Here is a 16,477-nt window from a genome sequence, read left to right as displayed (position 1 = left end):
GGGAACATACCATCAGCAAGCATATGAATAAACTAAGCCTTGGCGTAGATATCGGCGGTTCACATATATCGGCAGCACTGGTTGCAAACGGGCAATGCCTCGAAGGCAGCTTTGTGCGCCAGTCAATAGATTCCGGTGCTTCTGCAGCGAACATCCTGGATAACTGGGCTGCAGTGATTAACCGGGTATTGCAACAGGCGGGCAATGCAACCGTGGAAGCCATCGGCATCGCGATGCCCGGCCCTTTTGATTATGTAACAGGCACCGCAGCCATGAAAGGCATGGGTAAGTACGAACGGTTATTCGCCATAAATGTGCAGGAGGCGCTGCGCGCAAGGCTCAGCACTCCTGCTATTCCCCTATTCTTTGCCAATGACGCGGCCTGTTTTGGCATCGGGGAAATTACCGGCAATGCAGGTATTGCAGCCGGGAAGGCCATTGCTATTACGCTGGGAACCGGTTTAGGCGCCTGCTTTGCCATCAATGGAGAACCGGTTACCACCGGTGAAGGCGTTCCCGCCAATGGTTACCTGTACAATTTCCCTTTCCTGGATGGTATTGCGGAAGACTATATTTCCTCCCGCTGGATTACTGCGGCATTCAATACTGCAGGCAAGAATGCACCGGCTGGTGTAGAGCAGATAGCTGCACTCGCTGCACAGGAAAACACAGACAATGAAACCGCCCTGCTGGCACAGGATATTTTTCACCTGTTCGGTCATAACCTGGGCAGCTTTATCGCGCCAAGACTGCAGGAGTTTGGTGCACACACACTGGTCATCGGCGGTAATATCACACGCGCCGCTGCCCTCTTTGTCCCTGCCATGCAACAGGCGCTGGAAACCGCGGGCGTTAACTGCACACTGCACTTTGCACCCGACACGGAGCAAGGCGCCATTGCCGGTGCTGCACACCTTGCATTTACACGCGCGGCTGCGAACAGCACACCCAAACGGCAATCAAAACAACCGCAGTTACCGGCGCAGCTTAAGCCTGAACATACGCCTGCAAATGGCTACCGCCTGTTTCCTTTTGAAACACTGGGTAATGATCACATACAATCCGGCTACGATTCGCTGGCACAATGGATTATTACACAACGCAACGTTCGCATTGATGGTTACGAAGGTTTATACTGGGATGAAATACGCACTGCGCTCTGCTTTGCCTTGCGCAAAGCAGGCGTAAGCGTATACTGGTACGATGCAGCTGCTTTTCAGCAACCGGCATCAGCAATTAACGATATGATTGCCCCGTTCATAGGCACTCCCGGTGCTGTATGGGGCAAACGCACCAGCCTTTCACTGGCTGATTTCTTTGACCCTTCCATCGCACAATGGCAGCCGCAGGAAGCAGCTGATGTCATCATCTTTGCCGGCACAGGCGCAGGACTGGCCCAATGGAACACGCCCGTTGTATATATCGATCTTCCCAAAAACGAACTGCAGTACCGCATGCGCGCAGGCAGCGCTTTCAATACCGGCAGCACGGAAGCAATTGACTTTGCCGAAATGTACAAGCGCGCCTTTTTTGTTGACTGGATTGTACTGGCCGCACACCGCCAACAACTGTATGCTTCCATTGCTGTTATCGCCGACGGACAATGGCAGCAACAGATTAACTGGGCCTTCAGGTCTGCGCTTGAACAGGGGCTCAACAGCATTGCCCACAACGTTATCCGCAACAGGCCCTGGTTTGAGTCCGGCGTATGGGGCGGGCAATGGATGAAGCAGCACATACCACAACTGGCGCAGGATGAAATCAACTACGCCTGGTCGTTTGAACTGATAGCGCCCGAGAACGGGCTTGTATTTGAAAGCAACGGTTACCTGCTGGAAGTATCATTCGACTGGCTGATGGAAACACACAGCAGCGATGTACTGGGTGAAGATGCAGCGCGGTTTGGCACCGAGTTCCCGATACGCTTTGACTTTCTCGATACGGTAGACGGTGATAACCTCTCCATTCAATGCCATCCTTCGCTCAGCTACATTCAAACACAGTTTGGAGAAAACATTACGCAGGATGAAACCTATTACATACTCGACTGCCAGGAGAATGCTTCTGTTTACCTGGGCTTTACGGAAAATGCAGATCCCGCAACGTTCAGGGCTGCACTCGAGCACAGCCAGCAAGCCGGTGAAACAATTGACATAACGCAGTATGTACAAAAACTGCCTGCCGCAAAACACGACCTGTTCCTGATACCCAACCAAACCGTACATGGTGCAGGCACCGGTAACCTGGTACTCGAAATCAGCGCCACGCCTTATATCTACACGTTTAAAATGTACGACTGGATGCGGCTGGATTTAAATGGCCGGCCAAGACCCATCAACATACAGCATGCATTTGAAAACCTCGATTTCAGCCGAAAGGGGCAGCGCGTGCAGCAAGAACTGGTGTCCCAACCACTGGCACTAAGCAGCACCGATACCAGTGCAACAGAATGGCTGCCCACGCACCCGGAACATTTTTATGCGATCCGCCGCATAAGCCTGCCGGCACAAACCGGTTATCACCAGGTATACACCACCGGCAAATGCCACCTGCTGATGGTAGTGGAAGGCGATCATGTTCAGCTGAAAACAAAGCAGGGCAAAACAGTAACCATGCGGTATGCAGAAACCTATGTAGTGCCTGCTGCTGCTGAATATTATGTACTCAGTAACAATAATGAAGCGCCTGCTAAAATTGTACAGGCTTTTGTAAAATAAGCAACGGTTATACAGTCATTATCCTTTGAAACCTTGCCGCGTAAAACGGCATCATTACCAAAACCTAAAGAAGCACGTTGTATGAAAAGAATAGCGATGTCCCTGGTTACTTTCTGCCTGTTTTTCACCGCAGGCAAACTAAACGGGTACGCACAGAACCAACCGGCATTGCTGTGGCAGATAGGCACAGCAGACAACAGCAGTAACGAACTGGCACTGGCGCCGGAGCATTATGCAAAGTTTACCAAAGATGCCTTTTACAGGGTTGGCCGCTCAGTAGCAGCCAAAGACTGGCCTTATGCGCAACCCGGCCCTGATGACGGGTGGGCAGGCAACACCACGCATACCAGTTCCATCTTATTCGCACTTCGTGATAAACCGCTGCCCGGCAATTACCAGTTGCAGGTAAAAACCATAGATGCAGGCCATAGCCAGGTGCAGCTGCGCATCAGCGTTAACGGAAAAATATTCACACAAACGCTGGCTTCCGGCAAGGCAAGGGGTATTCATGGTAACAGGCAGCCAGGCTCGCCTGCTTCATTCGATATCAATATCACTGCAGATGATCTGAAAGCCGGGAACAATATCATCACCATTACCACGGAAAAAGGGAGCTGGTTTGTGTACGACTGGCTGGGTTTCAGCGCCCCTGCAGGTACCAGGCTACAGGCCGTGCAGCCCGGCATTACTGCTGAATCATGGCAAGCCCTTCCCTTTCTGCAGGAAAAGAACGGGCAATCGTTTCAGCCCTGCCTGCTCAGTATTGCCAATAACAGCGATACAGGCAATATAAAGATTGGCTTAGCCGGCAAACCGGGCACCAGCTACCCACTTACAGCCGGGCTCAACAACATAACATTAGCACTTCCTGCAGTTACGCAAGACAGCACGGTAACCATCGCCGTTGCACAGAAAGGAAAGCAGCTGTTTACAAAAGATATCCGGCTGTCACCTGTAAGAAAGATGACCGTTTACATTCTGCCGCATTCACACAACGATATTGGTTACACCGAAATACAAACCAATGTGGAACGCAAACAGATGAACAACCTGTTAACAGGCATAGCCTATGCCAAACAAACCCGCGACTATCCTGCCGGAGCACGTTTTGTATGGAATCTTGAAGGTGTGTATGCCGCCGACTTGTTTATGAACCGGATGAACGCACAGCAAAAAGCCGACCTGGTTGCTGCCGTGAAAGATGGCGGTGTTGCCCTCAATGGCATGTACCTGAACACGCTTACCGGACTTTGCCGCCCGGAAGAGCTTTTGCAGCTCTTCCGTTATTCCAACAAGCTTGCCGCACAATGCGGTACTACCATACAATCTGCCATGATCAGCGATGTACCCGGTTATACCTGGGGCACCGTAACGGCCATGGCTCAGGCTGGTATCCGTTATTTCTCTGCTGCACCCAACTACTTCGACCGCATTGGCGATATACTTGTACAATGGGAAGACAAACCTTTCTGGTGGTTTGGTCCTTCGGGCAAAGACAAAGTACTGGTATGGATACCCTACCGCGGTTACGCCATGTCGCATGGTTTGCCCAATGGTCTCACCACTTCATTCGTAGGCAGCTATATGAAAGAACTGGAGCAGAAAAAATTCCCCTACGATATTACCTATATCCGCTGGAGCGGTCATGGCGACAATGCCGTACCCGATCCATCCATCAGCGAATTTGTAAAAGACTGGAGCAGCAAATATACCTGGCCCAAATTCATCATCTCTTCTACCACCACAGCCTTCCGTGCATTTGAAGACAAATACGGCACACAGCTGCCCGAAGTACATGGCGACTGGACTGGCTACTGGGAAGATGGCGCAGGCTCTTCTGCACTGGAAACCGCAGAGAACCGCGCATCCTCTTCGCGCCTTACACAGGCAGGTGCCTTGTGGGCCATGACTGCACCGGATAAATTCCCGGCAGACAGCTTTCATGAAGCATGGAAAAACGTAATCCTGTATTCTGAACATACCTGGGGTGCAGATGAAAGCGTAACAAGACCATTGACACAGAAAACCATGGAGCAATGGATCATCAAAAAATCATACGCTACCAATGCAGATAGTCTTTCACTGGCACTTACACAAGGCGCACTCAGCAAGCAAAGCGGCACCGCAGTAGCCAATGCGGTGGATATTGTAAACACCAGCTCATGGCCACGTACGGAGTTGGTTACCTTGTCGCGCGAACTTTCAGCAGCAGGCGATATTGTAAAAGATGCTGCAGGCACCATCATTCCATCGCAACGGTTAACCACCGGCGAGCTGGCGTTTGTTGCGAAGAACATTCCGCCCTTTGCCTCCGGCCGCTTCTTCATATCGGCAGGTAAGGCAGCCACCACCAGCAGCTTTACTACCGGGCAATATATGCTGGACAATGGCATTATCCGCTTAACCATCAATCCGCAAACAGGCGCAATCAACAGTTTGAAGCATGCCGCATTGGGTAACGATTTCGCAGATACCACTTCCGGCGAGGGTTTGAATGATTACCTGTACCTTGCAGGCAAAGACACTACTGCCCTGCAGCATATTAAAGAAGTTACCGTACAGCTCCGAGAAAACGGCCCTGTACTTGCTTCACTGCAAATACGGTCACAAGCCCCCGGCTGTACCCAATTGCTGCGCGAGGTAACACTGGTAAAAGATTTCGGCTATGTTGACATTGTGAATCATCTTGACAAGAAACCTGCAGAGCTGAATCCCTATCCCGGCGATTACGGATGGGCCAATACGCAAGGCAAGGAAAGCCTGAACATTGCTTTCCCCTTTCATGTACCCGGCGGTGAAATAAAAGTAAACATTCCCATGGCAATGATACGTCCCGGTAAAGACCAGATACCCGGCGCCTGCAAAAACTGGCTGGAAGTGGGCAACTGGGCAGATGTATCCAACAGCAACATGGGCATATCGTGGGTATCGCTCGATGCACCGCTCATAGAAGTAGGCGGCATCACTGCTAACCTGCTGGGCGGACAAACCAACCCGGCCGTATGGCGCAAAACCATTGAGCCTACGCAGAAATTCTACTCATGGGCATTGAACAATCACTGGGAAACCAATTACAGGGCCTACCAGCTGGGACATATTTATTTCAGGTATGCCCTGCAACCGCATGCCGCCTTCGATGCCACAGCAGTAACAAAGTTTGCAACAGGCAAGGCAGAACCGCTTATAGCAACACCGGCATTGGGCGAAGGCCTGCATACCTCATTGCTGCAACTGAGCAATACACAACTGGTTACCCTGGCGCTGAAACCTTCTGAAGATGGTAAGGCATGGATGGTAACCCTGTACAACCCCGGCAGCAGCGCTGCTGCTACAACACTGCAATGGAGCGCACCTGCCGGCAGCCAGTATTTCAGCAACACAGCCGAACAACCGGTAAAAGAAGCAGGCAAAGATATAACGGTAGATGCGCAGGGCGTTGTAACATTGCGCGTTGAAAAACGCAGCGGTGCAGTCACCACACGATAAACACAAACGAACACACCATACGCTAAACGATTCGCTATGCTATATAGAAAAGCCGTACCCGTATTCCTTGGCTTTTTTGTGATGGGATTTGTTGACCTGGTAGGCATTGCCACCAATTATGCGAAAGTAGATTTTGGCCTGCGCGACAGTGTGGCCAATCTGCTGCCGCTAATGGTGTTCATCTGGTTTGCCCTGTTCTCCCTCCCATTCGGATTGCTCATGAACCGTATAGGCCGCAAAAGCCTGGTAATACTGGGTATGGGATTCACCGCAGCTGCATTGCTGGTGCCTTATTTCCTGTACCATTTCTCCGTATTAATGGCAGGCTTTGCCCTGTTGGGCATTGGTAATACCATGCTGCAGGTATCACTCAACCCCTTGCTCGGCAATGTAGTGCCACCCGGTAAACTGGCGCCTGCATTAACCGGCGGGCAGCTTATTAAATCATTGTCATCCTTTCTTGGCCCGGTGCTTACTGCAGCCATGGTACAAATGGGTGGCAACTGGCGGTTAACCTTTCCGTTGTTGGCCTGCGTTACCCTACTCAATTTGTTATGGCTCACGCGCACCAGTATTCATGAAGAAGCACCCGCAGCAGGCCAGTCTTCTTTTAAAGATTCACTTGCATTGCTTCGCCGGCCTATAATACCCTGGCTGCTGGCAGGCGTAACTGCTATTGTGGCCATCGATATCGGTTTAAATACGACCCTGCCCAAATTGCTGCAAACACGCTTCTTGCTGCCTTTGCCAAAGGCAGGACTGGCCACCAGTATTTATTTCGTAGCAAGAATGACCGGCTCATTGCTGGGTGTATTTTTCCTTTCCTCCTTTAAAGAAAGAAGCTTTTTACTGCTCAGCGCCATTGCCGGTATTGCAGGCATGGCAGGCATTCTATGCTTTCATCAACTATGGCTGCTGGGTGTTTGCATTTTTATAACCGGTATGGCAGTAGCCAATATATTCCCCATCTTGTTCTCTGCAGCACTGCAACGCGTGCCGGGTATGGAAAACCAGGTATCCGGTTTACTCATCATGGGTGTATCAGGCGGTGCATTGTTACTGCCACCGATGGGCCTGCTGGCCGACTGGCAGGGGCAAGCCTGGTCACTATCACTTCCCCTGCTGTTATGGATTTTCCTGGCCGGCGTAGCCTGGCTGTTAAAAGAACGGCAATAACTTTCCGGCTTGCGTAAGTCGTTTTCCTGATTGTATAAATGAGCGTACCGTAATTAGTGCAATTTCGCTGTATGGAAATTTCAATATGAAGGTCATGTAACGATCAGGCCGCTGTAGTCCTGCACCGGCTTTTCAAAACTGCTGCTTCCAAAAAGCTTAAGCCCGGGTATGCGGTATTGATCCTGCCTGAAAGAAATTTACCTGCAGCCCGGCACTAATTTATTTCATCACTGTACTTTCTGCACATCGAATCATGATACACAATAAGCTTAAAAAGGGCGCAAGCGTCCTTTTTAAGCTCCCGCTGCCCTCGCCGGTGTCCCCACCGGCGAGGGCTACCCCCATCACCTCACCCCTTCGTTTTTTCCTTATATTCAGACGGCGTTACCTGCAGCTTGGACTTAAAAACCGTAGAGAAATAAGCCTGGGAAGAGAACCCCACCTTGCTGGCTACTTCAGATATGGAAAGATCTTCATTGCTCAGCAGGTAGCGGGCGCGTTGCAGGCGCACGTTTAATATATAGTCGTTTACGTTAATGCCCAGCAGGGCTTTTACCTTCCTGTTCAGCTGGATGCGCGAGATGCTGATTTCCCGGCAAATTTCTTCCGCAGAAAAACATTCATTGCCGATGTTCTTTTCTACGATAGCGGTGAACTCGTTCAGGAATTTACGGTCAACTTTAGCGCTGGCGCTGCGCGCACTGCCGGTGCCATCGCTGGTGTAATGCTCCTGTAACATTTTACGGCTCTTCAGCAGGCTTTTAATGGTTTCTTCGAGGTGCTGCAGGTTAAAGGGCTTGGAGATAAAGGCATCTGCATTGAGCTTGAGGCTGGCTATCTGTTTCTCCATGCTGTTGCTGGCCGTTAATATGATGACGGGTATGTGCGATGAGCGGATATCTGTTTTCAGGGTTTGGGTAATAGATAACCCGTCTTTCTCCGGCATCAGTATATCGCAGATAATGAGGTCGGGAATTACCTCATAAGCCATGGCCAGACCACTGTTGCCATCCCCTGCTTCAAATATGGTAAAGTTGAGCGACAACCGTTGTTTCAGGAAATTGCGCAGGTCATCACTGTCTTCAATAATCAGTATCGAGTATTCTTTGGCTTCACCTGCTATGTCTTCTGCATGATAAGCCGGCAGCTGTTGTTCTGCCGTGTATATTTTCATTTCCTCGTATACACCGCGTTCACTCACGGGTTCATGTACCAGCTCGTCTTCCTGCAAATGCGCTGCGCCCAGTGGCAGCAATATTTCAAACCGGGTACCCTTCCATTTTTCGCTTTCCAGTACAATTTTGCCGCGGTGCAGCTCTATCAGTTCTTTCGATAAAGACAAGCCAAGGCCCGTACCTTTGAATGAACTGCCACCCTCCTGGTAAAACAGATCGAATGCATGTTTGGCCGTAGCAGGCGTCATGCCTATGCCAGTGTCTTCTACTACAACAACCGCTTCCCTGCCTGACGGGCTTTTGTTAATGGATACCGTAATGTATCCATTTTCCCGGGTAAACTTCAGTGCATTGGATAACAGGTTAAACAATACCTTGTCCAGCATATTGGCATCGAACCATACCATCAGGTTCGGCATGCGGGTGTTCACCTGCAGTGTGATGTTTTTCTTCCTGGCATTTTCTTTAAACGAGTAAGTGATCTCTTCTACAAAATGCACCAGGTCATTTTCGGTGGCGCGCAGCTTCATTTTCTGGTGTTCAATCTTCCTGAAGTCCATCAGCTGGTTTACCAGCCGCAGCAGGCGCAGTGCGTTTTTGTTGATCATATCCAGGTCACTCTTCAGCGAGAAATGCAGTTTGGGATTGGCCATTACATTTTCGAGCGGACCAAAGATGAGCGTCAGCGGTGTTCGCAGCTCGTGCGATATATTGGTAAAGAAATTAAACTTGGCTTCCGTGGCTTCCCCTGCCCGTGCAGTCATTTCAATAAGCTGGTTACGCTGCCGCGATATTTCTTCGTTGGAAGCAGCCAGCCGTTTGTTGATGCGGCGTTTGCTGCGCCAGGCTACCAGCACTACGGCACTGAGAAAAGAGGACAAGATCAATGCAGCAATGGTGATGTACAAAAACGTTTGCTGGCCACGGTAAATATTGCGCTGCTCCTGCAACAGGCTTTGCTGTTTCTCGATGTCTTTTTGCTGTTCATCAATTTTGGCAGATTGCAGCTGCATCAGGTGCACATTGGTAGAATCAATCACCAGTGTTTGCAGCGTATGCTGCTTGTCGAACATTTCACCGTTGAGAATTTTAAACGCTGTTTGCACCGCTTCCTTACCGCCGGTGGGGTAAAACATGGTGGCATTGATAATTTTGTTATTTACCAGGTCAAGTCCGCCGCCAGGCACAGCCGTTCCGTCAACCCCAATGATCTTTACCCGTTTCTCTATACCCAGCTCTTTGCACATATTGTAAGCCCCCAGTGCCATTACATCGTTATGGGCATAAATAAGGTCGGCCTGCAACAACTCATTCTTTATGCCGGTGAGCGCAGTGGTCGCCTTGTCTTTCAGCCAGTAACCATATACTTCGCGCGTAATATGAATGCCGGGGTATTTATCGATGCTTTGCCTGAACCCGTTTTGCCTGCCAATGGCAGGGGTCGATCCCGGCCTGCCGATCACCTCCACAATATTGCCCTTGTGGTGCAGCAGGTCAGCAGCATAATCGCCTGCCATTTTACCCAGCTCAAAATTGTCTGCACCAATAAAACTGGTATACAACTGCGAGGCAATGGTGCGGTCAATCACAATAACAGGAATGCCTTTATTAAACACCTCTTCCACAACACCGGTTAAAGGCTGCGCTTCATTGGGTGAAATAATCAGCAGGTCAATATCCTGCTTCATCATTTGTTTTACCTGTTCTACCTGCAGCTGGCTGCTGTCGCTGGCATCCCTGTATAATAATTCCACATCGGGGTGAAAGGCGAGTTCCCGTTTAATATCGGCCAGCATCTGGCGGCGGTAATTGTCATCTGTACATTGGGAAAAGGCGATTTTATATTTCCGGTGGGTGGTACCCTTGCTGCAGGAACAAAGCGCAATCAACAAAAAGGCAATACAGGCAAGCAGGCAGTTGCGTTTACAGTAGTAAATCATAAGACAAGCATTATTCGTTATTCGTTGGGCAATGTCGTTTAGTGAGCGGCTTCTTTGCGGTAAAAAATATCAATCATACTTAAACTAAACAACATTGATTGGTTAGGCTGCAGGCAAAGGTTGTTCTTTTTAAAGGAACGGGTTTATAAAACAGCAGCAATTTTTTTAGAAAGCCGCATACCCGCACTATGTACTACCTGCACATCGCTTGTACTGATGTTCAGAAATTGAAAATGCAGGTACAGAAATCGAAAACCGCCCAACAAATAAAAACATTGCCATATATAAAAGATGCTACGCACTAAACAATTAAGCCTTTTCACCGGTCATGCGCCATTTTAAATGATTTCCCTGCCCTATTGAAAGGCTCAACCTGCTGCAGCATGTTAAGCTTGTAGTCAAAACAGGCCATATGAACGGGAACAAGATTTTACGCTGGTCTATCGTGATTGCTTTAGGCGGCTTTCTCTTTGGTTTTGATACCGCAGTTATCTCCGGCGCAGAGCAGTACATTCAGCGCTACTGGTCGCTCAACGCCTTTCAGCACGGGTTAACCATTTCCATTGCACTCATCGGCACCATCATCGGCTCGCTTGGCGGTGCCTATCCTTCTGATGCGCTGGGCAGAAAAACGACCCTGTACCTGGTTGCAGCCTTGTACCTCGTCTCTGCTCTCGGCTGCGCCCTTTCTACCAACTGGTACCTGTTTCTCGCTTTCCGGTTGATGGGCGGGTTGGGCGTTGGTGCTTCTTCCGTTACCGCACCGGTATATATATCAGAAATCGCGCCTGCTGCCAAACGGGGCAGACTGGTAGCACTGTTCCAGTTTAACGTGGTATTCGGCATCCTCGTTTCCTATCTATCCAATTACCTCATTGCGTCACTGGCAGGCGAATCGTGGCGACTGATGCTGGGCATACAGGCCGTGCCCTCGCTGGTATTTCTGCTGCTGTTGTTCCGCGTGCCCGAAAGTCCGCGCTGGTTAATCCTGTACAGGAACCGCGTACAGCAGGCCAGGCATATATTAAACACCATTGACGCATCCACTGCAGAAGCCATTGTACAGAACATTGTGCAGGCAGCCACTGAAAAGCAAATGGGTAAAAAACCCAGGCTGTTCAACGCCAGTAACAAAGTGCCCATTGTACTCGCGGTAATGTTTGCGGTATTCAACCAGGTATCGGGCATTAATGCCATCATTTATTATGCGCCGCGCATTTTTGAAATGACTGGTCTTGGTGCCAGTTCCTCCTTACTGTCAACCGTGGGCCTGGGTGTCATCAATTTCATCTTCACCCTGCTGGCCTTAAACCTCATTGACCGTTTTGGCAGAAGAACACTCATGCTCATCGGTTCCTTTGGCCTCATTGTTACGCTGGCCCTGGTATCCTGGTGTTTTTACAGCGGATCAGGCGGCATTACCGTGGCGGTGTTCCTGTTCATCTACATCGCCTTTTTTGCCTTTTCGCAGGGGGCAGTCATCTGGGTGTTTATTTCCGAGATCTTTCCTTCTTCCGTACGCGCCAAGGGGCAAACCCTGGGCAGCACTACCCACTGGCTGATGGCAGCCATTATCGCCTTTGCCTTTCCCTATGTGGCCGAACGTGCAGGCGGCGGTACCACCTTCCTGTTCTTCGCGGTAATGATGATTGCACAGCTGCTGTTTGTATGGCGCGTGATGCCCGAAACCAAGGGGCGCCCGCTGGAGCAGCTCGAGCACCAGCTGATATTGCATTAACCCTACACACTTCACCATTAATCACTACGTATGTCAAATAGTTTACACCAGGTTGTTTGTTTTGGCGAAAGCCTGTGGGATATACTGCCTTCCGGTAAACAGGTGGGTGGTGCCCCTTTGAATGTGGCCTACCACCTGCACAAGCTGGGCCAGCGCCCGGCCATTATATCCCGCATCGGGTTCGACGATCACGGGCAACAACTCATTCAAACAATGGAACGTCACGGCGTATGCACCGACTATTTCCAGGTAGATTACAACAAGCCCACCGGCGTGGTAACAGGCCAGTTAAAAAACGAACAGGAAATGGTGTATACCATTGCACAGGATGCCGCGTGGGACCACATTGAAAAAGAAACAGAAGCCGCACAGCTGGTACAGCAGGCACAATACTTCGTGTATGGCAGCCTGGCTGCCCGCAGCACCGCCTCTGCCGCCACCCTGTTCAGCCTGCTCGACCTGGTGCCCTGCAAGGTGTTCGACATGAACCTGCGCGCGCCCTTCTACAACCGCAATACACTGGAATTGCTCATGAACAGGGCCGATATACTGAAACTGAATATCGACGAACTGGAACTGGTTACCGGCTGGTTTTCCCCGCTGCTCAATATAACAGACCGCATCAAAAGCCTGCAAACCCGCTTCGGCTTTCGCATGCTCATTGTTACCTGCGGAGCAAAGGGCGCCATTGTAGCCTGCGGTGATGAATGGTACAGCTGTAAAGGCCTGCCTGTGAAAATTGCCGATACCGTTGGATGCGGCGATGCCTTCCTGGCAGCACTCCTGTGCAAACAGCTGGAAGGCGCTACAGTAGCCGATTCACTGGCATTCGCCAACCAGCTGGCTGCCTTTATAGGCACACAGCAGGGCGCCTGCCCCGACTATCACCCCGCCGATATCAGCCCCCAACTGCAATAACCCCCAAACCCTCAAACTTTAAACGTTAAACCCTTAAACATCAAACAGTAAAAACGCTTGCCATGCGATATACAAACACATTCACTGCCTGCGGTTGCCCTGCGCACCCGCCACCTTACCCCTGTTGCTGCAAAACAGCGATACCTGCAACCCCCATCCTGATTATCAGAAAACCAAAATTCAACTATTTATGACACGTCTACTGATTGTACTGGCCCTGCTGCTGGTAACAACAGCACAGGCCCAGCAAAAAAACATAAGCGGTACTGTGCTCAGCAAATCAACCGGGCAACCGCTTCCCGGCGTATCTGTTAAAAGCAGTATCACTGCTGTTTTCACCGATACCAGCGGCCACTTCTCCCTTGCAGCTGCAGCGAATGATGTACTCACGTTCGCCTTTGTGGGCATGACAGATCTGCAAATGAAAGTAACCGCGCAAACCCGTGAACTCAACATTGCACTGGAAGAAAGCAGCACCAACCTGAACCAGGTAATTGTAGTAGGTTATACCTCGCAACGCAAAAAAGATTTAACGGGCGCCGTTGCAGTAGTAGAGCTAACCCCTTCCGTGCGCAACAACACATCGGGCAATACGGCACAGGCATTACAGGGCCGCGTTGCCGGTTTGTACATTGAAAAAGACGGCTCACCCAACGGTGCTACCAGCAGGATACTGATACGCGGCGCCAACACACTCGGCAACAACGATCCCCTGTATGTAATAGATGGCATACCCACAACCAGGCCCGAAGTGTTTCAGAACCTGAACCCATCAGCCATTGCCTCGGTGCAGGTGCTGAAAGATGCCTCCGCTGCTTCTATATATGGCTCACGCGCTTCCAACGGTGTTATTATTGTTACCACCAAAAACGGCGGCAATACCAATGGCAAGGTAGAGTTCCAGCTCAATTCCAACATAGCTGCACAATCAGAAAAATCCATGCGGTTTAAAATGCTCAACTCACTTGATCGCGGTAAAGCATTGTGGCAGGCATCGGTAAACGACCGGCAGGATCCAGCTGCAGGTTATGGAGAGATCTACAAATTCGACTGGAACGGCAACTATGATAATCCTGTATTAAACAGCGTGGCCGTACAACCTTTTGTTGGTGGTGATCCCAATACACCGGCAGGCAATACCGACTGGCAATCCGTCATGTATAAAACTGGTCTGGTAACCAACACCAATCTCAACATCTCTGCAGGAAGCAAAAACAGCTCCCTGCAGGTTGGATTGGGTTACCTGAAAAACACCGGCATGCTGCGTTATACCGGTTACGAACGCATCAGCGGCAACATCAACGCCATTACCAGGGCCTTTAACAACAAGGTCACTTTCGGCGTAAACCTCAACATCGCCAACTCTAACGAACTGCTCACCACCAACGACCTGGGTGGCGCAGCAACTACCGGGCTGGCAGTAACCCTTGCCCCCACCATTCCGGTGTACCAGAAAGATGGCGTAACCTTCGCAGGTGAATCGGGTGCCGGTTATTCAGACCGCAACAACCCGCTGCACATGCAGTACCTCGCGCGCTGGAACAATGCCAACCGCCTCAGCACTTTCGGTAATGTGTTTGCAGAAATACAACCTGTAAAGAACCTGTACTTTAAAACCACATTCGGTGCAGATGACGCGCGTTACCTAAGCAAAGTAATTGCACCCACCTTTACCGAAGGCGCACTGAGCAGAACCACCAATAGCCTCACTTACGATCAAAACCATTTCCTCAGTCTTACCTTTTCCAACACCCTGCGGTACGATCTCTATTTCGCCAAAAGCCGCTTCAACTTCCTGCTGGGTACAGAATATATTAAAACAGACCTCGACTTCCAGAACACCGTAAAACAGGGCTTCTCCATACAAACGGAAGATTACTTCACGCTTAATGCAGCCACAGGCAATACCGCGGTATCCGGCAGCACTACCGGCAACCGTTTATTCTCCCAGTTCGCGCGGGTTGATTACAATTTAGATGATAAATACCTCGCTGCCGTAACCCTCCGCCGCGATGGCTCTTCACGCTTTGGTACCAATAACCGTTATGGTATTTTCCCCGCCGCTTCTGTGGGATGGCGTATTGACCGCGAGCAGTTCATGCAGCGCAGCAACCTGTTTTCAGAACTGAAGCTGCGCCTGGGCTGGGGTCGTGTAGGCAACCAGCAGATTGGTGACATATCCCGCTTTGCCCTGTATGAAGCACGTTATGGTCTTACCCAAAACCAGCTCACACCCGGCTTCTGGGAACCGTACATGAACATCGGCACCGCCTACTCCTTAAGCGGTGCCAATACCGGCGCATTGCCTTCAGGCTTTGTACAAACACAGGCAGGCAACCCCGACCTGAAATGGGAAAGCACACAGGAACTAAACAGCGGTCTTGATTTCGCCATACTGCATAACAGGATATACGGATCGTTCGATTATTTTTCCCGCAAAACAAGCGGCATCCTCATTACACCACCGGTAGCATCTGCATTGGGTGAAGGACAAACAAGACCGGTAAACGGCGCCACCAAAACCAACAAAGGCTGGGAACTGGTGCTGGGTTACCAGGGCGAAGGCACAGGTAACTTCAAATATGATATCAAGGCCAACTTCGCCCACTTCAGGGACAAGATTACCGTGCTGCCCGAAGAAGTGCGCCCTGCCTATCCCGGCAACCTGGTGAACACCATTATCGGGCATTCACAGTTTGACATTTTTGGTTACCAGACCATGGGCCTCTTCCAGTCGCAGGCCGAGGTAGACAAAGCACCCACGCAAATTGGCGCAGCACCCGGCAGGATAAGATATGTAGACATCAATGGCGATGGCAAAATAGACGACCTCGACCGCACCTGGATAGGCAGCACACTGCCTTCACTGGAATACGGACTGCGCATAGATCTCCGCTATAAAAATTTCGACCTGTCTGTATTCGGTTCAGGCGTAACCGGCAGAAAAGGATTTGATGTGTACTCACTGTACAACAACCTCATGAGAAGCCGCGAGAATGTTGGCCCCGGTGTATTTGACGGCTGGACACCACAGCATACCAACACCAAAATACCTGCACTCACCCTGAAAGACGACAACAACGAAGGCCGTACATCAGACTACTTCATGGTAAACACATCCTACTTCAAAATGCGCAACATACAGCTGGGCTATAACCTGAAACCCCGCAGCGTATTCAACAACCTGCGTTTCTACCTCATGGCAGAAAACCTGTTCTGGTTTAAAAGCAGCCAGTACCAGAGCCCCGACCCCGAGCGCATAGATCTTGGCCCCGTGCCCATTCCCAAGACCTACACCTTTGGTATCAACGCATCCTTTTAAGCAAC

Annotated in this window: 7 protein-coding genes; 6 read left to right on the top strand and 1 reads right to left on the bottom strand. The window is 50.5% G+C overall.

Annotation, left to right across the window (positions count from 1 at the left end):
• Window positions 1-23 precede the first annotated feature (23 nt).
• From DXN05_RS17420 to DXN05_RS17410, 3 genes are all read left to right on the top strand, one after another.
• Window positions 24-2,717, top strand: a complete 2,694-nt coding sequence (locus tag DXN05_RS17420) for an ROK family protein (protein ID WP_158559295.1) — start codon at window positions 24-26, stop codon at window positions 2,715-2,717.
• Between the two features lie 81 nt (window positions 2,718-2,798).
• A complete protein-coding gene (locus DXN05_RS17415) occupies window positions 2,799-6,203 on the top strand; it encodes a polysaccharide lyase family protein (protein ID WP_116848560.1) in 3,405 nt (1,134 codons plus the stop codon).
• 36 nt (window positions 6,204-6,239) lie between these two features.
• On the top strand, window positions 6,240-7,379 hold the full coding sequence (locus DXN05_RS17410; protein WP_116848559.1) for an MFS transporter: 1,140 nt from the start codon (window positions 6,240-6,242) through the stop codon (window positions 7,377-7,379).
• 349 nt (window positions 7,380-7,728) lie between these two features.
• Here DXN05_RS17410 and DXN05_RS17405 read toward each other — a convergent pair whose 3' ends face one another.
• Window positions 7,729-10,494, bottom strand: coding sequence for a hybrid sensor histidine kinase/response regulator transcription factor (locus DXN05_RS17405; RefSeq protein WP_116848558.1), 2,766 nt, complete (start codon window positions 10,492-10,494; stop codon window positions 7,729-7,731).
• Between the two features lie 412 nt (window positions 10,495-10,906).
• Here DXN05_RS17405 and DXN05_RS17400 point away from each other — a divergent pair, with 412 nt between their 5' ends.
• The 3 genes from DXN05_RS17400 to DXN05_RS17390 all read left to right on the top strand — a co-directional run bounded on the left by DXN05_RS17400 (window position 10,907) and on the right by DXN05_RS17390 (window position 16,472).
• Window positions 10,907-12,232 carry a sugar porter family MFS transporter gene (locus DXN05_RS17400; RefSeq protein WP_116848557.1) on the top strand — a complete coding sequence of 442 codons (1,326 nt, stop codon included), beginning with the start codon at window positions 10,907-10,909 and terminating at the stop codon, window positions 12,230-12,232.
• Between the two features lie 30 nt (window positions 12,233-12,262).
• Window positions 12,263-13,150: a carbohydrate kinase family protein gene (locus DXN05_RS17395; protein WP_116848556.1), complete on the top strand. Its 888-nt coding sequence runs from the start codon at window positions 12,263-12,265 to the stop codon at window positions 13,148-13,150.
• Window positions 13,151-13,340: 190 nt separating this feature from the next.
• Entirely contained in the window at window positions 13,341-16,472 is a 3,132-nt protein-coding gene (locus DXN05_RS17390; protein ID WP_116848745.1) for a SusC/RagA family TonB-linked outer membrane protein, read from the top strand.
• The last annotated feature ends 5 nt before the right edge of the window (window positions 16,473-16,477 follow it).

It is taken from the genome of Deminuibacter soli (assembly GCF_003412455.1).
Taxonomy (GTDB): domain Bacteria; phylum Bacteroidota; class Bacteroidia; order Chitinophagales; family Chitinophagaceae; genus Deminuibacter; species Deminuibacter soli.
Note: the sequence above shows the minus strand (reverse complement) of the source record. Positions and strands in the feature narration are given on the sequence as shown.